General features: G+C 37.0%; 24 protein-coding genes and 1 pseudogene. 14 read left to right on the top strand and 11 right to left on the bottom strand.

Features of this window, described 5'->3' with window-relative positions; all coding sequences use genetic code 11:
• Nucleotides 1-45: 45 nt before the first annotated feature.
• From OOA_RS11800 to OOA_RS11810, 3 genes are all read left to right on the top strand, one after another.
• On the top strand, nucleotides 46-1371 hold the full coding sequence (locus tag OOA_RS11800) for a polysaccharide deacetylase family protein (protein ID WP_008912376.1): 1326 nt from the start codon (nucleotides 46-48) through the stop codon (nucleotides 1369-1371).
• Between the two features lie 213 nt (nucleotides 1372-1584).
• Nucleotides 1585-2334, top strand: a complete 750-nt coding sequence (locus OOA_RS11805; protein ID WP_008912377.1) for an SDR family NAD(P)-dependent oxidoreductase — start codon at nucleotides 1585-1587, stop codon at nucleotides 2332-2334.
• Between the two features lie 269 nt (nucleotides 2335-2603).
• A complete protein-coding gene (locus OOA_RS11810; protein WP_008912378.1) occupies nucleotides 2604-3620 on the top strand; it encodes an AraC family transcriptional regulator in 1017 nt (338 codons plus the stop codon).
• Nucleotides 3621-3928: 308 nt separating this feature from the next.
• On the opposite strand, the gene OOA_RS11815 is transcribed toward OOA_RS11810, so the two are convergent.
• Complete coding sequence (locus tag OOA_RS11815; RefSeq protein WP_008912379.1) at nucleotides 3929-4918, bottom strand: 3-oxoacyl-[acyl-carrier-protein] synthase III C-terminal domain-containing protein; 990 nt, start codon at nucleotides 4916-4918, stop codon at nucleotides 3929-3931.
• Between the two features lie 1198 nt (nucleotides 4919-6116).
• Between OOA_RS11815 and OOA_RS21275 the strand changes: the two genes are divergently transcribed.
• The 6 genes from OOA_RS21275 to OOA_RS11845 all read left to right on the top strand — a co-directional run bounded on the left by OOA_RS21275 (nucleotide 6117) and on the right by OOA_RS11845 (nucleotide 11947).
• Nucleotides 6117-6281, top strand: a complete 165-nt coding sequence (locus OOA_RS21275) for a helix-turn-helix domain-containing protein (RefSeq protein WP_008912380.1) — start codon at nucleotides 6117-6119, stop codon at nucleotides 6279-6281.
• Nucleotides 6282-6517: 236 nt separating this feature from the next.
• Nucleotides 6518-7087 (top strand): fimbrial protein, encoded by a 570-nt coding sequence (locus OOA_RS11825; protein ID WP_008912381.1) that lies wholly within the window; start codon nucleotides 6518-6520, stop codon nucleotides 7085-7087.
• Nucleotides 7088-7167: 80 nt separating this feature from the next.
• Nucleotides 7168-9663 carry a fimbria/pilus outer membrane usher protein gene (locus OOA_RS11830; protein ID WP_008912382.1) on the top strand — a complete coding sequence of 832 codons (2496 nt, stop codon included), beginning with the start codon at nucleotides 7168-7170 and terminating at the stop codon, nucleotides 9661-9663.
• Between the two features lie 12 nt (nucleotides 9664-9675).
• A complete protein-coding gene (locus tag OOA_RS11835) occupies nucleotides 9676-10401 on the top strand; it encodes a fimbrial biogenesis chaperone (RefSeq protein ID WP_008912383.1) in 726 nt (241 codons plus the stop codon).
• A gap of 88 nt (nucleotides 10402-10489) precedes the next feature.
• The gene (locus OOA_RS11840; RefSeq protein WP_236611225.1) at nucleotides 10490-10966 is read left to right on the top strand and encodes a fimbrial protein; all 477 of its coding nucleotides are present in this window, start codon (nucleotides 10490-10492) and stop codon (nucleotides 10964-10966) included.
• A gap of 15 nt (nucleotides 10967-10981) precedes the next feature.
• Complete coding sequence (locus OOA_RS11845) at nucleotides 10982-11947, top strand: fimbrial protein (RefSeq protein ID WP_008912385.1); 966 nt, start codon at nucleotides 10982-10984, stop codon at nucleotides 11945-11947.
• Nucleotides 11948-12224: 277 nt separating this feature from the next.
• On the opposite strand, the gene OOA_RS11850 is transcribed toward OOA_RS11845, so the two are convergent.
• On the bottom strand, nucleotides 12225-13877 hold the full coding sequence (locus OOA_RS11850; protein WP_008912386.1) for a fumarate hydratase: 1653 nt from the start codon (nucleotides 13875-13877) through the stop codon (nucleotides 12225-12227).
• An 888-nt stretch (nucleotides 13878-14765) separates the two neighbouring features.
• Between OOA_RS11850 and potA the strand changes: the two genes are divergently transcribed.
• The 4 genes from potA to potD all read left to right on the top strand — a co-directional run bounded on the left by potA (nucleotide 14766) and on the right by potD (nucleotide 18816).
• On the top strand, nucleotides 14766-15875 hold the full coding sequence (gene potA, locus OOA_RS11855; protein WP_008912387.1) for a spermidine/putrescine ABC transporter ATP-binding protein PotA: 1110 nt from the start codon (nucleotides 14766-14768) through the stop codon (nucleotides 15873-15875).
• Complete coding sequence (gene potB, locus OOA_RS11860; RefSeq protein ID WP_008912388.1) at nucleotides 15862-16725, top strand: spermidine/putrescine ABC transporter permease PotB; 864 nt, start codon at nucleotides 15862-15864, stop codon at nucleotides 16723-16725. Before potA ends, potB begins: the two co-directional genes overlap by 14 nt.
• Complete coding sequence (gene potC / locus OOA_RS11865) at nucleotides 16722-17507, top strand: spermidine/putrescine ABC transporter permease PotC (RefSeq protein WP_008912389.1); 786 nt, start codon at nucleotides 16722-16724, stop codon at nucleotides 17505-17507. The genes potB and potC overlap by 4 nt, the downstream gene beginning before the upstream one ends.
• Before the next feature lie 259 nt (nucleotides 17508-17766).
• Nucleotides 17767-18816: a spermidine/putrescine ABC transporter substrate-binding protein PotD gene (potD, locus tag OOA_RS11870; protein ID WP_008912390.1), complete on the top strand. Its 1050-nt coding sequence runs from the start codon at nucleotides 17767-17769 to the stop codon at nucleotides 18814-18816.
• Nucleotides 18817-18887: 71 nt separating this feature from the next.
• On the opposite strand, the gene OOA_RS11875 is transcribed toward potD, so the two are convergent.
• A complete protein-coding gene (locus OOA_RS11875) occupies nucleotides 18888-19445 on the bottom strand; it encodes an NADPH-dependent FMN reductase (protein WP_008912391.1) in 558 nt (185 codons plus the stop codon).
• A 701-nt stretch (nucleotides 19446-20146) separates the two neighbouring features.
• Nucleotides 20147-20530 (bottom strand): annotated as a pseudogene (locus OOA_RS11880) (NADPH-dependent FMN reductase); the annotation flags it as partial.
• 255 nt (nucleotides 20531-20785) lie between these two features.
• Between OOA_RS11880 and dmsD the strand changes: the two are divergent.
• Nucleotides 20786-21403, top strand: coding sequence for a Tat proofreading chaperone DmsD (dmsD, locus tag OOA_RS11885; protein ID WP_008912393.1), 618 nt, complete (start codon nucleotides 20786-20788; stop codon nucleotides 21401-21403).
• A 60-nt stretch (nucleotides 21404-21463) separates the two neighbouring features.
• Here the strand turns inward: dmsD and OOA_RS11890 are convergent, their stop codons facing one another.
• From OOA_RS11890 to OOA_RS11920, 7 genes are read right to left on the bottom strand one after another with little or no spacing between them, the layout of a single operon-like run.
• Nucleotides 21464-21820, bottom strand: a complete 357-nt coding sequence (locus OOA_RS11890) for a helix-turn-helix domain-containing protein (protein ID WP_008912394.1) — start codon at nucleotides 21818-21820, stop codon at nucleotides 21464-21466.
• A gap of 16 nt (nucleotides 21821-21836) precedes the next feature.
• On the bottom strand, nucleotides 21837-22661 hold the full coding sequence (locus tag OOA_RS11895) for an MrpH family fimbial adhesin (RefSeq protein WP_008912395.1): 825 nt from the start codon (nucleotides 22659-22661) through the stop codon (nucleotides 21837-21839).
• 21 nt (nucleotides 22662-22682) lie between these two features.
• Nucleotides 22683-23213 (bottom strand): fimbrial protein, encoded by a 531-nt coding sequence (locus OOA_RS11900; RefSeq protein WP_040691541.1) that lies wholly within the window; start codon nucleotides 23211-23213, stop codon nucleotides 22683-22685.
• Nucleotides 23213-23704: a fimbrial protein gene (locus tag OOA_RS11905; RefSeq protein ID WP_008912397.1), complete on the bottom strand. Its 492-nt coding sequence runs from the start codon at nucleotides 23702-23704 to the stop codon at nucleotides 23213-23215. The genes OOA_RS11900 and OOA_RS11905 overlap by 1 nt, the downstream gene beginning before the upstream one ends.
• A gap of 11 nt (nucleotides 23705-23715) precedes the next feature.
• Nucleotides 23716-24261, bottom strand: a complete 546-nt coding sequence (locus OOA_RS11910; RefSeq protein ID WP_008912398.1) for a fimbrial protein — start codon at nucleotides 24259-24261, stop codon at nucleotides 23716-23718.
• A complete protein-coding gene (locus OOA_RS11915; protein WP_008912399.1) occupies nucleotides 24254-24835 on the bottom strand; it encodes a fimbrial protein in 582 nt (193 codons plus the stop codon). Before OOA_RS11915 ends, OOA_RS11910 begins: the two co-directional genes overlap by 8 nt.
• Nucleotides 24836-24848: 13 nt before the next feature.
• A complete protein-coding gene (locus OOA_RS11920) occupies nucleotides 24849-25601 on the bottom strand; it encodes a fimbria/pilus periplasmic chaperone (RefSeq protein WP_008912400.1) in 753 nt (250 codons plus the stop codon).
• Nucleotides 25602-25604: the final 3 nt, after the last annotated feature.

Here is a 25604-nt window from a genome sequence, read left to right on the forward strand (position 1 = left end):
TTTAAAATAAACCAGTTTTTCTCTGCCGGACATTGTGGATAAAGTATGCGTAATCAGTTTTTAATATTGTTCTTCATGTTTATTTTTACTTTTTTTTTGATGCCGAGAGCTTTTGCACTCGCGCAGTCGCAAAGCACTGAGGGTTGGGAACTTGCTGATATTCTTCCAAAAATTGTAAATGTTGAACAAAATGAAACTATTTACGCGACAATTGCAGGTGAAATGAAAGCTGTGGCTGAACTCTATCCAGAACATGGCTTTTATATGTATGACCCATCGGGTGATTATAGAGCGATGCAGTTTGGTAATGATTATGCATTTGTCAGAGCGGATGCAATATCAGAAAAAAAGTCTCGTCACAGGCCCAAAGAAGATAGGTTAAATGATCTCAGTAACCCTATATATAACTATTTGATAACAAAGAAAGATACTGTTGTTTACCACTCAGCAAAAGAAAATAGTAGCCCGGTTGCAATATTGTTCGGTGATCTTCGTTATCCGGTATTAGATCGCATGATTAAGACTGATAAAGACGGTGAAAAAACAGCATGGCTGACTATTCGCTTAGGGGATCGTCTGGGTTACGTGCGACTAAATGATGTTGAAATTGATAATGGAATTCCAATTCTTACTTATCACCATTTACTAAAAGAGGCTGAAAATAAAAAATTTCGGCACACATCTACAACGACCTCTGTTGAAGCCTTTCAAGCACAAATGGATTACTTGAAACAAGCGGGCTACCAAACAATTCTTTTATCTGACCTAGAAGGCTATTTAGATAAATCTGTTAACTTGCCGGGTAAGGCTGTGGTTTTAACATTTGATGATGGTTTAAAATCAGTCTATCGCTATGCCTATCCAGTTTTACAACATAATCAGCAACAAGCAACGCTATTTGTGATCTCTTCACGGATTAAGACTCAGCCCCAAAAATGGTTTGCGGATGGTCTACAATTTATGAGCAAGCAAGAAATTAAAAATTGCCAAGATGTTTTTAATATTCAATCTCACACTCATTTCTTACATAAATTAGACAAGCGTAATAGCCCGATTATTTTTAGCCGTAAAGAGCATACGATTTTCTTAGATTTTCAACATTCAATGGATGTATTACACAGTTTCGAGCCTGATCAACGTTATTTAGCTTATCCTTTTGGTGGTTTTAACCAGACTGCGATGGCAGCAGCGAAAGAGGCAGGATTACATCTTGCAGTGACAACGATCCAAGGTAAAGTTCGTTTGGGTGATAATCCTTTTTCACTCAAGAGGCTGTATGCCCTAAAAACTGATTCGATTGATAAATTTGCATTAATGGTTGGCAATAGTGGCTATGTTGCTGTAAATGAGAATATTGTTGTTGATAGGTAACACCTTATTATTGTTATCATTTTAAAGTAACAGCATTTTATACTTGAGCTTATTTGAATGGAATTTAAGCAATTAGGTGAGAGTGAACTGGCGTGTTATGCAATCAATCTGGCGTATTACACTAATCACGCATTCCATAAATATCGCTAATATAGCGCCTGTTGGTTCAGTAAATCTGAATATTAATTATCCCCCTAACAGGAGTATTACCTTATGACTAACCCAATTGCACTCGTTACTGGTGGAACATCTGGTATTGGTAAAGCAACAGCTAAACTGCTTGCGGCGAAAGGCGCTATTGTAACCATTAGTGGTCGACGAGTGGCCGAAGGTGCTCAAGTGGTTGGTGAGATTGTCGCGGCGGGTGGGCAAGCACAGTTTATTCGTTGTGATGTTAGCGATGAAGATGCGGTTCGTGGATTGATTGAAAGTGTTGTGGCTAAATATGGTCGAATTGATTGGCTAGCACATTGTGCCGCTGTTTCATTGGAAACTAAACTGTTGGTTGATTCTGACACTGAAATTTTTAAAAGTATGGTTGATATCAATTTATTAGGTACTTATTACACGCTGAAATATACACTTCGTCAGATGCAACAGCAGGCAGGTGGTGCTATCGTGAACATTAGTTCGATTGCCGGGCTTAAAGGCTCACCTTTATTTGCCCCTTATGCAGCGACTAAGTTTGGTGTAGTTGGTATGACTAAATCGGCAGCTTTAGAGTATGCAGGCCAAAATATTCGTATCAATGCGGTTGCACCGGGGGGAGTTCGTACTGAATTGCTCGAAGGTTTATTTGCGATGGGGCAGTTTGATGAAACGGCTGTAGCTGCGATGCACCCACTTAAACGGATCGGTGAGCCGTTAGAGATTGCGAATGGTATTGCTTGGCTATTATCTGACGAGTCATCATTTGTGACAGGTCATGTGCTCTCGATTGATGGTGGTTTACAAGCGTTGTAATTTAGGCGCTATTGAACTTTATTGTGTATTTTATGCCTCATAAATTGATTGAAATAACATTGCATCACTGTGTTATGTCATAAAGCAATAAAACTTAATCAAAATGATGGGTTAATTTAAAAGTAATTTTTCGCTGTGTTGAGTGGTTATGCTTAGTTCACAAGGTGGCGAGCCATTCGGCTTGCTTAAAATACGTGTAATTCGAATGAAAATTGACCTTCAAAGATAAACAGCCTTAGAATTATTAACAAATAAAGAGCCTTATTCCTATGAAACAAAGATTGAATGATCGAATAAAAGTTCCTGCTGCTTTATGGATTGGGCTAGAAAAGCAAGGAATTGATCTATCAACGCTGCTTCGTCAGGCTCAATTACCTTTGGCGGTTTTTAGCCGCCAAGGGGAAATCAATACACGTCAGTACTTCTCGTTGTGGCAAGCTATCTGTGATTTAGCTGATGATGTGGCTATTGGGATTAAATTGGTGAAATCTTTGCCAACGGAGAAACTTCCACCTAGCCTGCTTGATGCTTATCACGCTCGTGATTATCGTGATGCATTGCAACGAATGGCTCGCTATAAACGGCTTTGTGTTCCCGAACACCTTCAAATAACTGAAGATGGCGATATTTGTCGTGTTGAATTTAATTGGCTACATACAGAGCAGCCCGAACCTCCTGCTTTAGTTGATGCGAGTATGGCGACATTATTGGAAATAGGTCGACTTGGTACAGCAACACCAATCAATGCACGGCTCGTTGAATTGGTGCAGGCAAAAATGGATGTTTCAGCGCATCAAGCTTATTTTGGTTGTCCTGTTCGCCTTGGGGCTCAGCGTAACTGTTTACATCTAGAACGCACTTCACTTGGTCTCAGCTTTAAATCCTATAATGCTGAATTATTAGATTTATTAACGCCAGCTCTAGATCAGCAGTTGGCTGAATATCATTCCAAACTGTCATTTATTGAAACGGTAAGTTGGTTGTTGAAGCGCCTGCTTAGTGCCGGTCGTCCGGAGATCCCTGCTGTTGCATTAGAGCTTGGTGTTAGTGAACGGACTCTTCAACGTCGATTGACGGAAGAAGGTACTAATTTTCAAAGTTTATTAGCCGCGGTACGACGTTCACGAGCGTATGAATTACTGGCTGATCCATCACTTGACCTAATGGAAGTGGCTTTACTACTCGGATATGAAGACCAAAGCTCATTTTTTCGTGCTTTTAAGCTATGGGAAAATAGAACGCCATCTAATTGGCGTGCTATGCAACAAATGACCAAGATGATGTAAATAGCGTATTAATTCTTTATTATGATATTGCGTGCATCACAATGGCAAAATAGTGGAATATAACCGTTATTATTGTTTATTCCATCTCCTTGCGAGTGTTTAATGATAAAAGGTTGCAAAGTAATTGTTGCAGCCTAAGGTAAGTTTTTAGATATTAAGACCTTACCGTTTGAAATAGTCTTTTCAATAAGGTTTACTTTAATTCATACCTTGAAAGCTAATAAAACAAGATAAGGTACTGAGTCCATTCAATAATCGTGTTCTAACTCACTCAATAGCCGGCCACAGGCTTCTTTTAACTAATATTTTTATGGGATCAGCACCATTGCACAGAGAGCCATACCTGCCGCTGTTCCTAATAGCATCACATTTTTTTGTCCGTAAAACCGTCCACTAATAATCGCTTCATGTAATGCTGAAGGAATAGAAGCAGCAACTTGGTTTCCGCGAAAGCGATAGATGTCAATTAATTGTTCAGTTTTAAGATTTAAATGTTGTTTAATATGGGTAAGTGATAAATAGCTAGCTTGATGAGGAATAACGGTACCAACTTGATTTAATTGCAACTTTGAATCTGTAAGTATTTGCTGCAAAAAATCGTCAATCAATAAAGAAATCATGCGAAATAGCTTTTGACCTTGCATACGGAATAGAAAATCATCTTCAGTTATTCCTACTCGAGGATTTCTCTGCGTTCCTCCTGCACGAACCTCACACAATTCAATTCCTTTGGTATAGGTCTCATGGCGATAGGTAATAATACCGCTATTACCATCCCCTTTTTCAACAATAACGCAGGCCGCGCCATCACCGAAAATTAAGGCTGACTTATGGTCCCGCCAATCGATTCCCCGTGAGGCGAGGTCAGCTGAAACCACTGCAATGCGCTGATGTTGATTTGTTGCTAGTAACCCGGCAGCGACATGAAGCGCAGTAATAAAACTGATACAGCTAGCATTAATATCAAAACAGGCAATACCTTGTTTGAGTTTCGACTGTGCAAGAATATGTGCAGCTGTACAAGGTAGTGCTTGTACTGGGATCGCTGAAGCTGAAATGAGTACATCAATACTGTCAGCTGAAAGCTGTTTTATTTCAAGTGCATGATGAAGAGCAGTAGCAGCCAGTTGTGCCTGAGAGTCGTGATGATTGGCATGAAAGCGGTATTCAATACCTGAAAGTTTTTCAACATAGCCAGTAGGTTGATTAAGTTTTATATCAAGTTGATGTGATGTAATTTTATTTTCAGGAAGAGCAATACCTGAGGAAACAATTTTTATAGGAACCATTGGAATCATAATAAAGCTATCCTTACAAAGAATGAAAGCCATCACTCGGTTTAGTGATTGTTTCGGTTTGAAGAATAATAGCGATATTTGCTTCAGCTATTTATATTAAAAAATATCAATTTAAATTGAATTATAAGCTTATCTATTAATAATAAATGACATTTTCCTTACTTGAGTGAATTTTTATGCTTAAGGTACTGCATATCGAATCTTAAGTATTTTATTTATCTCATCTGTAGTTCTAATGCATGATAAAGCTGCTGTTATTTTGAACAGGTCATGCTATGAAAATAAACTATTTATTTAGTTGTAAATAGATAATCAAATTATTTAATAAAATTGTGTATATTTGTTTCAGTAATCTCAATTTTGATTAGGGAAGTCGTCTTGTTTGAAATATTAAATATTTTTTTGTTACACTCTGTTACATTATTGTTTTGTTTATAACTAATTGAAAACAAATAAATTTTATCTATTGATGGTGAGTGTGAACTTAGTGGAAATAATCCATTAGTTTGGTTTATTGTAAGTTCAAGTAGTTTAATCCGTAAAACGAGTATTTCCGCATTTTAAGAGTATCCGGTAGTACAATGTGAGATATTTAATATGTTCTATACTCTTATTTGGAGTGCGTCGCTTGGGCTATATTTATGGTTAACTAAAAACAGAAAAAACAAATAAACCACTGTTAGTGGTAAAATGGGAACAACCTAAAAAATGAACTTATATTAAATTTAATTTTTTAATTACTTATTGTTTTTTATTTCTTGTTATATATCAATAAGTAGCGAATAAATTTAGTGAATGATTAATATATTTTTCATTATTTATCATGTAACGATTATCTTATATCTAAGTTGTTTTATCTTAAAAACAAAAATACATTTAAACATCATATGTTTAAATGATTTTAATTGTTTTTAATAAATGGATGAAAATATATTTATTATGAATTTATTTATTTTTTTCATAAGAGAATTCCAATAACTCATTTTGATAGGTTTTATCTTATTTGATTGATTGTATCGATCGTTACAAACAGTTTTACTTTCAAATAGTGCTTCCTATAATTGAGTCAAATTATGAGTATAAATATTAAATGAATTTTTTTAGATAATATTATTTAAAAAGTAAATGTCCATAATGTAACTTGAGTCTTTTATATACGAATTCACGTTCTATCTTAAATTAGATCAGGCCCCAGTAAATGAAAAATGTAAACCAGATCGTTGGTAAAGAAATTCGTAAAAGAAGAAAAAAGCTGGGTCTTTCAGGCATAGAACTAGCAGAGCTTATTGGTATTAGTCAACAACAAATATCACGTTATGAAAGAGGTGAGTGTAATATTACATTAGAAAATCTTTTTAGTTGAGCAAACGCACTTGATGTGAGTTTGATTTACTTTTTAAGTGATGAATTATTTTCTATTGAAAATAGATTCGAGTTAGCTCAGGAAAATAAAACAATAAAAAAAATAATGGTTAATCATTATTTTTAATACTTATTTTTAATAAGAGCACACAGCACAATAAAAATAAATATCTACCTAAGGGTTTTTATCTTTAGGTCGTTTGTACATCTGTCATCTTTCTTAAATAGGAAAATAAAATGAAATTATCTAAAATCGCATTAGTTACCATCATAGCATCTTCATTTGCAGCAGGTATTGCAAATGCAGCAGTTAATGATCAAGGTAGTGGCGTAATTAACTTCACTGGTAAAGTGATTAATGCACCTTGTTCTATTCCTGGTGATGGAACTATCAATGTAGATCTTGGCCAAGTTGCAAACAAAGTATTAGAATCAGGTAATAAATTCAGCCAAAGCGTTCAATACACAATTGCTTTAGAAAATTGTGATTTAGCAGCAGCTACAGGTAATGGTACAGATGAAAAACCTCAGTTCCCTGCGGTTAGCAAAGTTAAAGTTACATTCTCAGGTACTCCAGACACAACTAAAACTGAACTCTTAGCAAATACTGGTACTTCTAAAGGTGTTGGTGTTCGTTTGATCAATGCTGATGGCGCAGTGATGAAAGTCGGTGATACAAGTGTTGATCTTCCGCTGGTGGAAGGTCCAAACAAGCTCTCCTTCAGCGCGCGTGTTGAAGCGAATGGTAATGCAGTTGAAACAGGTAGTATCATCTCTCAAGCAACTTACGCTTTAAACTATTTATAATTTTATCAAAATAACAGGCAATTATTTGCCTGTTATTTTGTTGATTTTTTAATTTGTTTACCTTTTTGACTGGAAATATCATGTCGTTATCGTATCAATTCAAAATGAATAAAATATTATTTTCTATTCTGCTTGCACTAAGTATATCGGGTGTGTCTAAGGCAGTAGAATTTAATATGAATATTATTGATGCGAAGGATAGAGATAATATTGATCTAAGCCAGTTCTCTAATCCTGATTTTGTTCCACCAGGTGAATATCTCACCGATATAACATTAAATGGGCGTAAACTTTCAGGTCAATATTTGATCAAGTTTATTGAGCAAAACAAAGATACTTCGGCACTTTGCATTACCCCTGAAATAATTAATCTTTTCGCATTGAAAAAAACAATAAAAGAACAAATTTTACAGAATAATAATACTGAATGTATAGAATTACCTAAATCAGCTGATATTAATTATCGTTTCGACAAAGCAAACCAAAATATTTTATTTTCCGTACCTCAAGCATGGCTTGAATATGATGACCCTTATTGGGTACCTCCATCTCAATGGGAAAATGGAATAACAGGCGCATTTCTTGATTATAATCTATTCGCAAATTATTCTGCGCCGAAAAATAATAGTGAAACATTTAGTGCGAGCAGTAATGGTACTACTGGTGCTAACTTAGGCGCTTGGCGTTTTCGTGCTGATTATCAATACCAATATAATCGTTCTCAGGGAAAAACTAATGAACGATTTGATTGGACTCAGCTTTATGCATTTAGGGCATTTCCTGAATTAGGAGCAAAAGTCTTATTAGGGGAGTCTTATCTTAGAACAGATCTATTCGATAGTTTTCGTTTTCTTGGCGCATCATTTTTTAGCGATAATCGAATGTTACCTCCTTCGTTGCGCGGTTATGCACCACAAATTACAGGGATTGCACAAACAAATGCAACGGTCATTATTTCTCAAAATGGGCGTGTAATTAAACAAACTAGAGTCGCACCTGGCCCTTTTAATATTCAAGATATTACTGAGGCTGTGCAAGGAACGCTTGATGTTACGATAGAAGAAGATGATGGTTCTAAAACAACTTATCAGGTGACTGCCACATCGTTACCTTTTTTAACTCGACAAGGTCAATTTTTATATAAATTCGCAGCAGGAAAGTCGAGTCCATTTGGGCGATCACAACGTATAGAACCTCGTTTTATCTCGGGTGAAGTTTCGTATGGGATATTGAGTAATACCTCGCTGTTTGGTGGTTTGATAGCAACTGTTAGTAATAACGATTATCAGGCAATAAACTTAGGGATTGGGCAAAATATGAATCAGTTCGGTGCTATCTCATTTGATATCACGCGTACTCATGCAACGTTAGATAATTTTGGTACTTATTCAGGTAACAGTTATCGCCTCAATTACTCAAAACGCTTTGAATCAACAAATTCACAAGTCACGTTTGCTGGATATAAATTCTCTGAAAAAGAGTTTTTAACTATGCCTCAGTATATTGATGCTGCGAATGGCGTACTTGATTTTAGGCGAGATAAAAATGTCTATACCGCATCCTTTAATCAATATATTAGTCCATTGGATGTGACACTTTATTTTAATGCTTCTCATCACCAATTTTGGAACAGTGAATCAACCACTACATTTGGTATGAGTCTGAGTAAATTATTTAATCTAGGCAAGATAAAAAATGTTTCAACTACATTGTCACTAAACAAAATTAAATATCAAGAAACAGATGATAACCAAATATATCTTTCCTTCTCAATTCCACTTGAGAGCGGAGCTTCAGTAAGTTATGACATGCAATATGCGAATGGCGGTAAAGACTTCGGTCAAACTGTCGCATATTACAGTGAGAATATTGATAACAATTATTGGAGCTTACGTGCTGGTGGTGATAAGCGTGAGCTTGGTCGAATGGAACCTAGCATTAGTGGTAGTTATCAGCACTCGTCCCCATATGGTGTGCTCAATATTAACGGCTCTGAAAATATTAATTCCTATCGCTCATTAGGTGGCAGCTGGTATGGATCAATGACAGCAACAAAATATGGTGCATCGCTCCATCGTAACGGCACTAACAACGAGCCGCGGGTCATGATTGATAGTGGTGATGTCGCGGGCATTTCTATTGATAATGGACAGTCCGTTACTAACCGTTTTGGTGTAGGAGTTGCAACTAGTTTAAACAGTTTCTCGAATTCAGATGTTTATATCGATATGAATACGTTACCTGATGATGTGGATGTTAATGACAATATCATTGGAAAAACACTCACAGAAGGTGCAATAGGTTATCAAACGATTAAAGCAAACCAGGGTAAACGTGTATTAGCGATTGTGCGTTTAGCAGACGGTAAATATCCACCGCTAGGGACGAGTGTCACGGAAGTTAATAGTGGTAGAGAAGCTGGAATTATAGCAGACAGCGGAATTGTGTATTTAACCGGTATTAATACAACTGAAAAATATGTCGTTAAATGGGCAGGCGGCAGCCAGCAATGCAGTTTGAATTTTGCCAATTTTTCTGAGCAACAGCAAAGTAAAGCTTTACTCCCTTGTCTTTAAAGGAATGTTATTATGAATAAATTATATAAGGCCTCTGTTGGCTTTTCATTAATATTTATGCTTGTACAAACAGCAACCGCAGCAATAAATATAGACCGCACAAGGATCATTTTTTCTGGTAAAGATAAATCTGTTAGCTTGGTGATTAATAACCAAAGTAAAACGATGCCATACCTGGCTCAATCATGGATGGAGGATGAAAAAGGGAATAAGGTTGCTGAACCATTCACTGTTTTACCTCCAATGCAACGCGTTGAGCCAAATACTAAAAATCAAATAAAAATTATTACCACTCAAGGGTTAGATAAATTACCTCAAGATAGAGAGTCTTTATTTTATTTGAATGTACGAGAAATTCCGCCTGTTACTGAAAAAGAAAACGTTATGCAAATCGCGATTCAAAGCCGATTAAAAATGTTTTATCGACCACCTCAAATTGAGAATAATAGTGATAAAGTTTGGGCAAAAGAACTGAAATATACCCACACAGGCACTAATTTATTAATTGAAAACCCAACTAAATATTATGTCACATTGGGATATTTAAGCAGTAATGAAAATAGCAATTTTCCGGGGTTTGAAAGTGTCATGATTGCACCAATGTCAAAAGAAAATATTACTGTGCCTTCAACAAATTTTAACCAGCTTTATACAGGTTATATGGATGATTATGGTGGTATGAAAATGTTGACTTATCAATGTGCCGCATCCATATGTCAGTCCGCTAAAGAAAGTTAATAGGATCCGACAAATGAGAAATTGCTTCATTTCAATATACTTTTTCATTTTATTGCTTTTTATGGGCCATGTTTATGCCGATAGTAGCATGATGAAAGGTGATCTTAATTTTACAGGTAAAGTAGTTTCTCTACCTTGTAAAATAACGTTTTCATCATTAGATCAGAATATTGATTTAGGGCCGATTTCTTTAAATTATTTTAATGAAATTGGAGATAGAAGTCCCAAGCAGGAGATTAAACTAAAATTTGATGATTGTATCTTCCCTTCATTTGGACGTAATGATAAAGAACCTATTATTCGGATAATATTTATTTCTGAGCCAACGAAGAGTAACGACCGAAATTTATTTGGTGGTAAAACCATATTACATGGATATGGCATTCGATTAATGGATCAAAATAGTCATATTATTCCAAATGGAGAATATCGCAATTATCCTATTTACTTTGATGATAACCAGCAAATTACGATTTACTCGATGTTAGAAAGCTATCTTCCAAGAAACGATTTAACAGTGGGTAATATTAAAACGCAAATTACATTGCAAATTATCTACCTTTAATAAGGTGTATAAAACATGATACACAGACTAATCAAGCAAAGTAGTTTTTATTTATTATTGCTATTGGTATTCGTAAGTACAAAATCATTTGCATTAGATTGCGTAGAGGCTGGAACTGGAGTTGTAATAAAACCCCCCGTTCCCGTAGGGCAATTAGCTATCCCTTCAGATACACCTGCTGGATCTATTATTTGGCAGTCAGATCCACTGACTGTAACGGTCTACTGCGATAACGTATTAGGCAGTGCGGTGGATGTTGTTCATATGTACTTTAACCCGACATCTCAAAAGCTTGGTACTGGCTTATTGTTAGGCGCTAATTATCAAGGTCAGCAACTCGAGCAGGATAAGCAAAAAGTAAACCTCGGAAGTAATCCTATTCGCAAAGGGCAAAGTGTGACAATTACGGTAACATTTACACTTTATGTTAAGGTCACGGGTATAGTTCCGCAGTCAGGAAACTATACAGGGGATAACCAATTTACGGTATTTCAATTTGATGGTAGTGGTGGTATTAACACCACCCCAGGTGCAAAAAACTTAAGATATTCAATCTCAGGATTACGAGGGATCCGTTTCTTGAAATGTGGTGCGGATATCAAAGTATATCCTGAAACTCAGCAAATAGACTTTGGCCAACTTATGATCACTGAACTCAATCAAGGAAAAGAATTTAAAAAGGAGTTTCAAGTACAGGCAGTGAAAAGAGGATGTTTAGATAATTTTTCAATGAATATTAATTTCGAGACAACCGATAAACTAAACGGCCAATATGCAATTGATTTAAGGAATGGAACAAACTTAACGATTCTTGATGATAAAAGTCAAGCAATCAAATTTAACTATTTCCAATTTTTTGGTAATTTACCACTTGGTAGTACTTCAGTTACTCGTAATTATCATGCCTCAATTAAGAAAACTAGCGAGGTATCAACGGGGCCATTTAGTGCATCAACGATTGTTAGAATAAATTATTATTAATGATTTTTATTTGGTTAAATATTTAACCGATAAATTATATTGCATGATAATTAAAAGTTGAAAACTAATTAGATTGATAAGTAAATAATACTATCAGGTTTTTAAACAGTGAGTTACAGAAAAATGTGACATGTCACGCTGATTAAAAAACACCAAAAAATAAGTAAGTTAAATTTTTTTGATGCATTATATTTCAAACGGCGACTATTTTACCGAGTCGCCGTTGGTGATAATACTTTAAATAACCTGAGTGACCTAAAGCTTAGTTGGTATAGATTTATTTGATACAATTTTTACAGGTTTGATCCTGTACTTGCTCAAAGAAATTATTACCTTTGTCATCAACAAGAATGAATGCAGGTAGCCCTTCGACTTCCATTTTCCACACCGCTTCCATCCCTAATTCGGGATACTCAAGACAACTCAAACTTTTTACATACTCTTGTGCCAAAATAGCCGCTGAGCCACCAATGCTACCTAAATAAAAACCACCATGTTTTTTACAGGCATCTGTGACTGACTGTGTACGGTTACCTTTTGCCAGCATTAGCATACTGCCACCACGTGACTGAAATAGGTCTACATAAGGATCCATACGGTTTCCTGTTGTTGGTCCTAATGATCCCGATACTTTATCCTCTGGTTTTTTTGCAGGACCTGCGTAATAAACCATATGGTCTTTGATGTATTGTGGTAGATCCTCACCATTATCTAAGCGCTCTTTAAGCTTCATATGAGCAATATCACGCGCAATGATTAATGGACCACTTAATGAAACTCGTGTTGAAACAGGATGTTTACTCAACTCTGCTAAAATATTTTTCATTGGCTGATTAAGGTCAATGTGTACAACCTGAGCTTCATTCTTTTTGCGCATTGATTCAGGAATATATTGAGCTGGATTGTGTTCCATCTTCTCAATCCATAACCCTTCTTTGGTGATTTTTGCTTTTATATTGCGATCGGATGAGCAGGAGATTGCTAGACCAATTGGGCAAGAGCCACCATGGCGAGGTAAACGAATAACCCTAACGTCATGAGCAAAATATTTACCACCGAATTGTGCACCAAAGCCGAAGTGGCGAGTGGCTTCTAATAATGCCTCTTCTAATTCAACATCACGAAAAGCTTGCCCATGCTCGTTACCTGATGTCGGCAAATTATCATAATATTTTGTTGAAGCCAGCTTTGTCGCTTTCAATGTCGCTTCTGCGGAGGTTCCTCCAATTACAAAAGCAATATGATAAGGTGGGCATGCCGTTGTTCCCAATGCTTTCATTTTTTCAATCAAGAAGGCTTTGAGTTTATTCGGTTCCAAAATGGTTTTTGTTTCTTGAAATAGTGCTGATTTATTGGCAGAGCCTGCACCTTTATTAACAAATAAAAAATGATATTCATCCCCCTCAGTAGCAAAGATATCTATTTGGGCGGGTAAATTAGTATCTGTATTAATTTCAGTATACATATCTAAAGCTGCATTCTGAGAGAAACGCAGGTTTTCTTGCTTGAATACGTTATAAACACCACGAGATAGTAACTCTGCATCATTACAATCAGTCCAAATTTGCTGCCCCTTTTTAGCAACAATAGTCGTGGTTCCTGTATCTTGGCAATTTGGTAAAATACCTTTCGCAGAAATTTCCGCATTACGTAGCAGTTGTAAAGCAACATATTTGTCATTATCACTTGCTTCAGGATCTGACAATATTGCAGCAACTTGCTTTTGGTGTGCAGCTCTTAAGAAAAATTGGGAGTCATAGATAGCCTGTTGAGCAAGCATAGTTAAGGCTTCAGGCTCAATCTTTAGTATGTTTTTACCATTAAATGGCTGGAGAGAAACATATTTATCTGTTAGCTGATAATATTCAGTTTTATCCTCGGATAAAGGATAGGGATTTTGATAGAAAAACGCTTTCTCTTTATTAGGCATTTTGCTCACTCCAGATTAATCCAATCGAATATACCCGCAATATATCGAGTTTTTAGCATTCACTCGAATAACTTTGGATATGACCTAAAATATGCCCAAGAGGACATGTATTTATTTTGAATAAAATTTCATGACAAGATGGTTATATGGTTTTATAAGTATACAGATTGTTAAAAATGAAATTAAATTCAATGATAGTAAATATTAATAATTTTATTATATTAAAGAATATCCATTCAATAACATGACATTGATTAATGTTATTGAGATAAAATATTTTTATATTGAAAAAAACGTTAAAAATCACAAAAATAATAATTTTTATTTTGAATGTTTGTTATTAATGTTATGGGGTATCTATTATTGAAATTTAAATGATACATACTCGTCATACTTCAATCTGCATAGTTGTTGACTACGCTCAGCCAGTCGAGTCACAGTGTTTATCTATGCTCCTCGCCTATCTTCCCTTGTCGCCTACATTTATACAATTTCAACTATTTTAGCCATATCATCAACTTTATAAATATTGATAATATTTACTTCAACTTAATGAATTCTAAAAATTTAACTTAACGATGGTTTCTTTCTTTTTTACGAAAACCTATAAATACACACAGATACGCCATATATTTTGTTAAGTTGCTTATTTTTATCAAAAATACGATTATTTCATTGGATTTTCATAATGAAAGGCAAACGAAGTGCTGAAAATGGCTTTCAATTTTTACTAACTGTGTTTATCATGCACAACTTAATGAAATTTAAATGGCGCTACTGGTTTGGGCTTTGCTGGGGAAGTAATTAGGTATATCTCCGATAAGCTTATGCAGTCTTTAACAGTGGCGATTCTATCTGCATTATTCATAGGGATAGAGTGTAATATAAATGACTGAGACAACCTCTCTGACACCACTCGTCGAATTGAAAGCATTAAATAAAGCTTTTGATGGCAAACAAATTATTTCTGAGCTTGACTTAACCATCCGAAATGGTGAGTTTTTAACCATTTTAGGGCCTTCTGGCTGTGGCAAAACGACAGTTTTACGCCTAATTGCTGGCCTAGAAGATGTTGATGAAGGCATTATCATTCTAGATGGTCAGGATATTACTGATATCCCAGCAGAGCAGCGCTTTGTGAATACGGTATTCCAAAGTTATGCCTTGTTCCCGCACATGACCGTTTTCGAAAATGTTGCTTTTGGCTTGCGTATGCAAAAAACAGCTGCTGATGAAATTCAAAAGCGGGTCGATCAAGCATTGCAGATGGTTCAACTGGAAGATTTTGCACAACGTCGACCAAACCAGCTATCGGGTGGGCAGCAGCAGCGTGTTGCGATTGCTCGGGCTGTTGTTAATCGACCCAAAGTTCTTCTGCTGGATGAATCCTTGTCTGCGCTTGATTATAAGCTGCGTAAACAGATGCAAAATGAGTTAAAAGCACTTCAACGTAAACTCGGTATCACTTTTATTTTTGTCACTCATGATCAAGAAGAAGCGCTTGCCATGTCTGATCGCATTATTGTGATGCGTGAAGGTAAAATTGAGCAAGATGGTACACCTCGTGAAATTTATGAGGAACCTAAAAATCTGTTTGTGGCTCAGTTTATCGGTGAGATTAATATTTTTGATACGAAAGTATTGTATCGCATTGATGAAAAACGTATTCGTGCCAATGTAGAAGGGCATGAATGTGACATTTTTACCACGCTACCTGTTAATGAAGGGCAATCTATTAATGTCCTATTACGCCCTGAAGATTTACGCGTAGAAGAGGTGAATGATACAGAGAGCTACCCAGGTTTGATTGGTTATGTTCGTGAACGTAACTATAAAGGTATGACACTAGACTCTGTTGTAGAAATGGACAATGGTAAGATTATTATGGTCAGTGAATTCTTTAATGAAGATGATCCCGATGTCGACCATTCTTTAAACCAAAAAGTTGCGGTGACGTGGGTTGAAAGCTGGGAGGTGGTACTGGATGATCACGCGTAAACACAAAATCCTCCAAAATGTCATCATTACTGGTGTCGTGGCTTGGTTGGTACTATTTGTGTTCTTACCTAATGTCATGATCATCGGTGCTAGCTTTCTCACTCGCAGTGATGCCAATCTGGTTGATATGATTTTTACATGGGATAACTATATTCGTTTGTCTGACCCCATGTATGCAGAAGTCATGCTTCACTCGTTAAATATGGCATTGATCGCTACTTTTTTCTGCTTGATTATTGGCTATCCCTTCGCGTTTATACTGGCCAAACTGCCTAAACGGTTACAACCCTTGATGCTATTTTTATTGATTGTGCCTTTTTGGACCAATTCATTAATCCGTATCTATGGGCTTAAAGTGTTTTTAAGTACCAAAGGGTATTTAAATGACTTTTTACTGTGGATAGGCCTGATCGATAAACCGATACGCATTCTATATACACCAGAAGCCGTTGTTTTAGGGCTTATCTATATCTTATTACCCTTTATGGTGATGCCACTTTATTCTAGCATCGAAAAACTTGATAAATCTTATTTGGAAGCAGCAAGAGACCTCGGTGCGAATAAATTCCAGCGATTTTTGAAAATCATTATCCCGCTGACTATGCCGGGAATTATTGCTGGCTGCCTGTTAGTTTTATTGCCTGCGATGGGGCTGTTTTATGTCTCAGACTTGATGGGCGGAGCGAGAAATCTCTTGATAGGTAATGTTATTAAGAGTCAATTCCTGAATATCCGTGATTGGCCGTTTGGTGCCGCAACCAGTATCTTTTTAACCGTCATGATGGGACTGTTGCTGTATGTATATTATCGAGCTGCTAGGCTACTGAATAAAAAGGCGTATGAAGAATGATCGGTCGCACGTTGCGTGGTGGCTTTATGGCTATCATCTACGCTTATCTTTATATTCCAATTATCATTTTAATTGTTAACTCTTTTAATGAATCTCGTTTTGGGATTAATTGGCAAGGGTTTTCAACCAAATGGTATGAACTACTGATGAATAATGACAGCTTATTACAGGCCGCTGGTCATTCGTTAACGATGGCTGTTATATCAGCAACATTCGCGACAATTATCGGTACATTAACGGCAGTTGCACTTTTTCGTTATCGTTTCAGAGGCAAGCCCTTTGTTGGTGGAATGCTGTTTGTTGTCATGATGTCACCTGACATTGTGATGGCGATATCGTTATTAGTATTGTTTATGATCCTAGGTGTTTCCCTTGGGTTTTGGACATTACTCTTTTCGCATATCACCTTTTGTTTACCTTTTGTTGTCGTTACTGTGTATGCAAGACTAAAAGATTTTGATGTGAAAATGCTAGAAGCGGCACGTGATCTTGGTGCTGGTGAATTTACGATTTTACGTAAAATTATTTTGCCTTTAGCATTACCTGCTGTGGTTGCTGGGTGGTTATTGAGCTTCACATTATCAATGGACGATGTGGTAGTTTCCTCTTTTGTGACAGGGCCAAGCTATGAAATTTTACCTTTGAAAATTTATTCAATGGTAAAAGTAGGCGTATCTCCTGAGGTTAATGCACTTGCAACTATTTTGCTGTTGATGTCGCTAATATTAGTTTGTTTGAGTCAGTGGGTAATGCGAGACAAGGTCTCGAAGATTTCAAAATAGCGTTTATGTTTATTATATTTGAGGCTGCATAAGGGGTGAGTGTATGTAGCTCGAATTATTTTGAGCATAGTGTTGTAACAATGGTGAAACGGCTTAGCCGAGTAGCTCGTAATATAATTATGCCATATGGCGAAGAGGGTGGGCTCTAAGAGCCTATAAGATATGTATACACAAAATAATTCGAGTTATATGCATACGTGCTGAAAGTGACTTGAAATATGGCAGGTATAAGCAAACACTTTGTGAGGAAAGCTCAGTAATGAAAAAATGGTCCTATCTGCTCGTGGCTGGTTTGATGGCTGCAAGTATTGGCATGGCAACCGCCGCTGATGAAAAGAAAGACGTGCTGTATTTCTATAACTGGACAGAATACGTTCCCCCAGGTTTATTAGAACAATTTACAAAAGAAACTGGGATCAAGGTTATTTACTCCACTTATGAATCGAATGAAAGCATGTATACCAAGCTAAAGACCTATAAAGAAGGTGCTTATGACTTGGTGGTTCCTTCTACTTACTTTATTTCCAAAATGAGTAAAGAGGGGATGCTGCAAAAAATTGATAAAGGCCAACTAAGCAACTTTAAAAATCTCGACCCGAATTTACTTCATAAAGAGTTTGACCCGCAAAATGATTTTTCTATTCCCTATATCTGGGGAGCAACTGGTATTGGTATTAATAGCGATGCCGTTGAAGAGGGTGCAGTGACCTCATGGGCTGATTTCTGGAAGCCAGAATATAAAAATAGCCTATTGATGATGGATGATGCTCGAGAAGTATTCCAAGTGGCGCTGACTAAGCTTGGCTATTCCGGTAATACGACTGACTCTAAACAAATTGAAGAAGCGTATCAAGAGCTGCAAAAATTACGTCCCAATATTTTGGCCTTTAATTCAGATAACCCAGCGACTCCTTTTATTGAAGGAGAGGTCGATGTGGGGATGTTATGGAATGGCTCTGCCTTTGTTGCTCGTCAAGCAGGCTTGCCTATCGAAGTTATATGGCCAAAAGAGGGCGGTATTTTTTGGATGGATAGCCTAGCGATCCCAGCTAATGCGAAAAATCCAGAAGGCGCTCATAAGCTAATTAACTTCTTATTACGTCCAGAAATTGCTGCTCAAGTTGCTGAATCTATTGGTTATCCAACGCCAAATCTTGCAGCAAAGAACATGCTGCCAGCGGACATTGCTAATGATCCTTCACTTTATCCAAGTGAAGAGATATTGAAAAAAGGTGAATGGCAGAGTGATGTAGGCGATACCAATATTCTTTATGAAGAGTATTTCCAAAAGCTTAAAGCTGGTCGTTAACTATTCAGACCTTTTTGGCATAGTAAGAAAAGGCGGGTACTCCCGCCTTTCATCAATAACCTGTTAAGCGATTAACGTGCCACGTTTTTCTCAACGAATTGTGCATAAGCATCAACCCATGCTTGAAGAAAGTCTTTGCTTTTTTGCGCGAAATTATGCTGTTCATCGACCATCCCATCAAACCATTTTAGAAAACATTCTGGCTGATTAAGCGTTGGCATATTTAAAAATGCTAGGCTATTACGTAAATGCTGTTGAGCGATTGCGGTACTGATATTACCAACAGAAACACCCAGAACACCTGCGGGTTTTCCATTCCATGAGTTATCTCCCCATGGGCGTGAACCTTGATCAATTGCATTTTTTAATACGCCAGGAATTGAACGGTTATATTCAGGGGTGACAAAGATAATGCCATCACTCTGTGCGACTTGTGATTTAAATTCCACAACAGTGGCAGGAACTTGTTGATCTGCATCTTGGTTATATAAAGGCAGTGTACTGATATCAATGAACTTAAACGTGAAATGACTAGGGAATAGCTTAATCAGTGCTTCAGCGACCTTCTTATTGTATGAGTCAGAACGCAGGCTACCAACAACAACGCCAATTTGATATTGATTTGACATAATAAAACCCTTTTTCACTTTAATGAAAGATTTGTATTTATATGCATCATACTTCGAGCTGTATTGTTAGGCATAACGTGAAGTATAACGGATATATGATGTACCTATATATTTTAGCGCCTAATGAATAATAGAAGTAATTTTAATCATGAAAGATTTGATGTGAGTTAAGGAGGCATGTCTAAAAAGCTGATAATTACTCGCAGAAAAAACTTAGTAACTCATATTGCTAGAATTGATAATAATCTATTGACGGATGGAATGAAGAGCATTTAAATTCAATCTATTATACTAAAATCGGCAGTGGCTGCTTCTTATTGAAAACTTTTTCATTTTAAACCAATAAGATGCTTTTCTTACTGAAAATAAAAAAATAAATCAATATCATCGATATCTCACTTTTATACTTTTCGAAAATGGGTCTTTAAACACCTAATTAGATATTAATTTATAGCTAAATAAACGCATCGCTCTCGGTAAATTTACTTAGTTGTTTTTTATCTCTGACATCGCTTAACAAACCCTTCTGTAAACCATCTTCATTTAAATTAGACTAAAATCGGTTAATTTTTGGGGATAAATTAGTATACGAAGAAACGCTGTCACGATGATTAGTTATATTTATTATATTGAAGTGACTAAATTCAGATTATTAAATAGATATTAATAGGCGAATGTTGCTCACTTATTATAAAAAAGAGTTATTTAGCTGAAATTTTCTCGATGAATTCGGCGTAGGCATTAGCCCATACTTGTATAAATTCTTTGATTTGAGGGGGAAAATTATACTGTTCATCGACCATACCATCAAGCCACGTAAAAAAGTATTCAGGCTGATTCAGAGTTGGCATATTCAAATACACTAGAATATTACGTAGATGTTGTTGTGCAACAGCTGTACCGATATTATGTATTGAGGCGCCGAGAATACCTACTGGTAATCCATCCCATGCGTTATTTCCCAATGGGCGTGAGGCTTGAACAATTACATTTTTTAATACATTGATAATTGAACGATTATATTTAGGGCTTGTAAAAATAACTCCATCACATTCGGCTATCTGTAATTTAAACGTCTCAACAGAGTTAGGGTTATATAAAGATGAAGCTCATCTTCACCTTTAAGATTGACCAATTCACCTTTATTTAACACCTCTTGAATGTGACGTTTAGCCAATCATTTATCACTGTTAGTGCCAATAGTGTTCGGATTACCTCTTAAAGGTTTGATTGAGTATCCTATAAAAGGCAACGAAGCTTGTTCCAGATTATCCATCACTGATAGAATTAGTACTCCTCTCCTATTTTTTATCTCGATTTAACATACCAAGTGGATGAGTATGAAACAAAAACTAATGACTGATTTTTCATTGTGCGCGCAAACCTTAGGTGCACTTTTTTACTATGACCCAGCAGATGTCCGAGTTAGCAAATTAATTGAATTATTTAATTCAAGTGAATGGTTAGCTGAATGGCCATTTGTTGATAAGTATGATTGCCAGCAAATTGATAAATTATTTCAAGCAAGCAAACAACAGCAAGAAACATTAGAAAATGCTTATCAGCGTTTATTTGTTGGGCCTTATGCTCTTCCTGTGCCTCCTTGGGGCTCAGTTTATCTTGATAAAGAAAATGTGATGTTTGGTATATCAACGCTTGAATTAAGAGCATGGTTACGCATTAATCAAATCAATATCGAATTAGATCAAAATGAACCAGAAGACCACATTGGTTTATTATTTATGCTAACTGCATGGGTTATTGAACATAAACCCGAACTACTACGTGATTTTTTAGAAATTCATATTCTTCCATGGGCTTACCGTTATCTTGAGATAATGCAGCTAGAAAGTGCCCATGATTTTTATACTGCCACCGCGTTGTTAGCATCACAAACATTAAGTTATGTGCAACAAGAATTGGAATTAACAGTGGCGAGTAAAGCGCTATATCTTTAATGTTTATGAAATAAAGATAAAAAAGCCAGTCAAATGACTGGCAAAAATCAGAGGAAGTTTTCATGACTCAAGTAAATTTAATGTTGTCTCAGCGCGTAATTGAATAGCATCTTGCATATTGAGGGTACTTAGCGTTTCATCAACTGAAACTTCATTTTGTTCAGTTAAAAAATAGTCAAGTTGTGCTGTAATATCCTCTAAAAACCAATTCATGGGTGTATTCAGTACAATTGCTATTTGGAATAGATGCAGTAAATCAACTCTGTTTTTCCCTCTTTCATAACGAGAGACTTGCTGTTGACTAACACCAAGTAATAGGGCTAATTCGGAGCCTGTATAGCCAAGCTCTTTCCTTTTTTTATAAACACGCTGTCCGATTAAATAATGTATTTTTTCGCTATTTTTTTGCATATACATATTGATCACCTAATAATTAAGGCATAGTTAAGATAACAGAGCCTGCACCCGCGAATGGCCCAGCATTTACGCGCCCATTGACGATTAATTCAGATGTGATTTGAACGGGAGTGCTTCCATTCGCGGAAACATGAATAGGCACACCATTTTGGCCTGGAACCCGATTATTTAGATATAAATTTGCTTTCAAGCTATTGTCACTACGGAGTTTTACCTGTCCGTTATCAGAGCCGGAAGCAATAACAATGACAGACATTTCCTGATTACAGGTGACATTAAATGTGGTTGATTTCGTCGCATTGGGCAGATTGACTTCATCAATGTCACCGTAATTGATATTGATGCTCGATTCTGAAATGCGGCAGGCTCCAACAGGTGGTGGCGCAATTCCACATAATGAACCGGGAAGGAGATATCCAGATGATTCAACTAAACCTGAACGGATATTTTGATAAAAAAGGCCAACACACTCTTGGTTTTTTGACAATGGATCACCGACATGTTGTGTGGTGCCACTAATCGGAAATCCTGTAGATTGGAGAACTCTTGCTCTCACTTCTTTCATTGTTCTCAGGCCTGTTACTTCTACTAAATTTTTTGCAACACTACCCGGCTGACCGGCTGCATTATGCTTATGATTGATATTGATATAGCATCTTGACCAGCCTGCGCATGGACTCGGTGTATAATCATTTTCTTCATCCCAACGCTCGATAACATAAGTGTATCTAGCATTAGCAGGTGTTCCTACTGCTTCAGTAATATAGGAAAAAATTGCCGCAGAAGCGGAGAAAGAGCTCGTCGCCATACTGGCGAATAATAGGTAGGATAACCATTTCATATTGATACATAGCCTTCTTTATTATTCGTAATCCAACTTGAATGTCGCAATGGCATTAAAGGGGCCACGCTTGATTTCTCTGTTGCTAATTGCATCAGGCTCGCCTTTTAAATAGGCTTTAAATTTCAATGCAGTAGTGCCATTTTGCAGTGATAATTTGTTACTTTGGGTATTAACGGGTAAAAAAGTACCGTCAATATCCTCAATACCGATAGCAAAACCTGTGGCACTACTATTATTTTGAAGTGCAAGATAGCCCGGTAATACGAGATTAGAAGTGCCAAAGAACGTGACATTGACAGATTTACCAATACTTGTGTCACACTCAGAAAGATTGATAGTAAAAGCCTCACTCACCGTCCGACCATATGCATATAAGTTTTTATCGGGAACATTACCAAAATCTAATCTAACCGATTCATCTCCGGGTTTAATCGTGCAAGGTTCTTCGACTAAAATACCGTGGAAGTGCAAATTATCGGGTATGGCAAAAACAGTGCCTGCATATGGAAGCAATAATATGAATATGAGCTTTTTAAACTGTCTGTTCATCATTGATACTCCGCTAAAAGTGTCGCTGTGACAGAGAAAGCCCCTTCAGGAAGATCGCTTCCGGGACGTTTAATTGGAACTGCTTGAATTGCAGGTGGCGTTGTTGGTGTGATCGTAATCGATTTATTGATTTCGAAAGGCTTACCATCCTGAGTGAGGCGAATAGCCAAATTATTAACATTGGTTTGCAGCGCTGAAGTATCAAAAGCACTTTGAGGCCCCACAACGGTGAGCTTGAGTACCCAACCTTTGGTATTTTGAGAACAAACCATTTTATAGTTGACGTCTTGGGTGTAATTAATTCCATCGATCCGATGAATTCCCACGTTATTGCCAAAGAAAACATCAATGACATTATCATCCTCAATCGTACATGCTGGTGGCTCAAGTAAAATGCCATATAATTTCATGTTAGAGGCCAATGAAATATTGGCTATAGCTATAAGCAAGAGGCTAATTATCAGGCTGTTGCTTTTTTTCAGCTGAAACATACGGGCTCCTCTCACTGGTATTCAATTAATAGGGTTGCAATCGATTCAAAATAACCACCTTTTAAGGTTTGAGTCTGATCGCGAACAGGCACAACAGAGAATTGTGGTGCATTTGGATAGATAAAATTAACGGTTTGTCCAACGGGTAATTTGCGATTGTTGTAAAGGATCGCAATACCAAGTCCATCAATGTTGGTAGAAAGGGATTGAGTATCAAAGTTAGCCCTTCCCCCTTGTATGGACATTTTCATAGACTTAGCTGGCATTTTTCGACATTCAACGCTGTACTGCACCTCTTTTTTATATGCAGTTCCATCAATGCGAGTACTCATTACTTCACCAAAATTCACGTCGATAAGATTGCCATCATTAATAATGCATGGTGGTGGTGCAATCACGGTTCCACTAATATTGACGTAGACAATCCCTGGGATAGCACGAGCATTAGCAGCTGGGTTGATTCTTGATTGAGGCAAATCTGCTTTGGCTGTTGTGGCCAATAAGAGCGTAGCAATGCACACAACTCGCTGATATTGTCTTCTTTTCAAATCAGTCATAATTCACCCTAAAGTCCATTACGGCTCTAAAGCGGCCTTCACTCATTTTTTCTGGTGTTCTCACGGGGGTAACGTAGTAAGTTAATGCACCTTGTGGTAGTTCAAGAAATTGAGGTCGTCCGCGAGTTCCTAAGCGAATATTATTGTTTTGTTTGTCAGTGATTTTTAGCGCTAAGCCCGAGACACCTTTTACTGCTAACATCTCGGGATAATAAGGATCCGCAGGCGCAACAAATGACACCGTCACAATAGGTTGCATTTCACTCCATGTTGGTGTGTCCGTTCGTTGATCATAAAGAACACTTTGTGTACGAATACAATCACGAAATAGGAGTGTGAAAGGGACTGGCTCCGCTTGGTTACCGGGTTTACGTAAGTGGTAAGCGCCAACGTCACCAAGAGAGACTTCTTGCCATGCCGATGCCATATCCAATGTGCAAGGTGCTTCAATTAAAGAGCCACTCACATGAATTTCACCATGTAGACCTTCGACCTGCCAATTATCGACACCTGCAGCTAGCGCAGGTACTGCGGTGGATAATGTGGCAACACAGTATAAGAGAGTCCTTTTCATGACAGCTCTCCCATTATTGTTCTGAAGAAGAGGCAACGGTACAACTCACACCACTGCATCGAAATGTAAGTTTAGGCCTGCCACCATAATCATTGATATAAGTGAGTACCGGTGATAAACCGAGAGTGTTGGCACTTCCTTTTAACATCGATGAACTTTTAGGTGAGATCATGAGAGGCTCAAAATTGCCTACGGTATTACCTGAGAGATCTTTTGATGCATCAACAATTGTGACGAAGTAAGCCGTTGGATTGTTGACTTCATAGCTATCACCTTTACGTGTAAGGGTGATTTTTTCCTGCCATGGATTATCCAAATCGGTACGTGATGCATACAATGCTTTCGGGCGATAAAACATTTTTATCCGCGTTTGTAATGCAATTTGCAGCACATTTGGTTGGTTACTTTTAGGTGGAATTTCACGTAAATTAAAATAAAAAACACTTTCCCGATCTTGGGGAAGCTTAACAATATCGGGGAGTGATTGAATTTTAACTTGGCTTTTATCGCCCGCTTCAATTCGTTGTACTGGCGGTAATACGGTCAGTGGAGACTCGATTTTTTCGCCATTAGCATCTTCAATCCAACCTTGAGCAAGATAAGGAAGATCTTTATTTTGGTTAGTTACATTCAGACTGATCGTTTTATCATTACCATTAAAGATAACGCGAGTTCTATCAAGAGCGATAGCTGCGTTAGCTTCACCACAAAGAACGGTGTATAAGGTAATCGATGTTGTCAAAAGTGCGATGTTTCTTGTTTTCATAAA

This window comes from Providencia burhodogranariea DSM 19968 (genome assembly GCF_000314855.2).
GTDB classification, from domain to species: Bacteria; Pseudomonadota; Gammaproteobacteria; order Enterobacterales; family Enterobacteriaceae; genus Providencia; species Providencia burhodogranariea.

Excerpts from the sequence above, each read along its gene's own strand:
- OOA_RS11815 (WP_008912379.1), bottom strand. The coding sequence starts at position 4,918 with ATGATTCCAATGGTTCCTATAAAAATTGTTTCCTCAGGTATTGCTCTT.
- OOA_RS11835 (WP_008912383.1), top strand. The coding sequence starts at position 9,676 with ATGAATAAATTATATAAGGCCTCTGTTGGCTTTTCATTAATATTTATG.
- OOA_RS11920 (WP_008912400.1), bottom strand. The coding sequence starts at position 25,601 with ATGAAAACAAGAAACATCGCACTTTTGACAACATCGATTACCTTATAC.
- potD (WP_008912390.1), top strand. The coding sequence starts at position 17,767 with ATGAAAAAATGGTCCTATCTGCTCGTGGCTGGTTTGATGGCTGCAAGT.
- OOA_RS11805 (WP_008912377.1), top strand. The coding sequence starts at position 1,585 with ATGACTAACCCAATTGCACTCGTTACTGGTGGAACATCTGGTATTGGT.
- dmsD (WP_008912393.1), top strand. The coding sequence starts at position 20,786 with ATGAAACAAAAACTAATGACTGATTTTTCATTGTGCGCGCAAACCTTA.
- OOA_RS11905 (WP_008912397.1), bottom strand. The coding sequence starts at position 23,704 with ATGTTTCAGCTGAAAAAAAGCAACAGCCTGATAATTAGCCTCTTGCTT.
- OOA_RS11845 (WP_008912385.1), top strand. The coding sequence starts at position 10,982 with ATGATACACAGACTAATCAAGCAAAGTAGTTTTTATTTATTATTGCTA.
- potA (WP_008912387.1), top strand. The coding sequence starts at position 14,766 with ATGACTGAGACAACCTCTCTGACACCACTCGTCGAATTGAAAGCATTA.
- OOA_RS21275 (WP_008912380.1), top strand. The coding sequence starts at position 6,117 with ATGAAAAATGTAAACCAGATCGTTGGTAAAGAAATTCGTAAAAGAAGA.
- potC (WP_008912389.1), top strand. The coding sequence starts at position 16,722 with ATGATCGGTCGCACGTTGCGTGGTGGCTTTATGGCTATCATCTACGCT.
- OOA_RS11900 (WP_040691541.1), bottom strand. The coding sequence starts at position 23,213 with ATGAACAGACAGTTTAAAAAGCTCATATTCATATTATTGCTTCCATAT.
- OOA_RS11910 (WP_008912398.1), bottom strand. The coding sequence starts at position 24,261 with ATGACTGATTTGAAAAGAAGACAATATCAGCGAGTTGTGTGCATTGCT.
- OOA_RS11915 (WP_008912399.1), bottom strand. The coding sequence starts at position 24,835 with ATGAAAAGGACTCTCTTATACTGTGTTGCCACATTATCCACCGCAGTA.
- OOA_RS11850 (WP_008912386.1), bottom strand. The coding sequence starts at position 13,877 with ATGCCTAATAAAGAGAAAGCGTTTTTCTATCAAAATCCCTATCCTTTA.
- potB (WP_008912388.1), top strand. The coding sequence starts at position 15,862 with ATGATCACGCGTAAACACAAAATCCTCCAAAATGTCATCATTACTGGT.
- OOA_RS11830 (WP_008912382.1), top strand. The coding sequence starts at position 7,168 with ATGTCGTTATCGTATCAATTCAAAATGAATAAAATATTATTTTCTATT.
- OOA_RS11810 (WP_008912378.1), top strand. The coding sequence starts at position 2,604 with ATGAAACAAAGATTGAATGATCGAATAAAAGTTCCTGCTGCTTTATGG.
- OOA_RS11895 (WP_008912395.1), bottom strand. The coding sequence starts at position 22,661 with ATGAAATGGTTATCCTACCTATTATTCGCCAGTATGGCGACGAGCTCT.
- OOA_RS11840 (WP_236611225.1), top strand. The coding sequence starts at position 10,490 with ATGATGAAAGGTGATCTTAATTTTACAGGTAAAGTAGTTTCTCTACCT.
- OOA_RS11800 (WP_008912376.1), top strand. The coding sequence starts at position 46 with ATGCGTAATCAGTTTTTAATATTGTTCTTCATGTTTATTTTTACTTTT.
- OOA_RS11875 (WP_008912391.1), bottom strand. The coding sequence starts at position 19,445 with ATGTCAAATCAATATCAAATTGGCGTTGTTGTTGGTAGCCTGCGTTCT.
- OOA_RS11825 (WP_008912381.1), top strand. The coding sequence starts at position 6,518 with ATGAAATTATCTAAAATCGCATTAGTTACCATCATAGCATCTTCATTT.
- OOA_RS11890 (WP_008912394.1), bottom strand. The coding sequence starts at position 21,820 with ATGTATATGCAAAAAAATAGCGAAAAAATACATTATTTAATCGGACAG.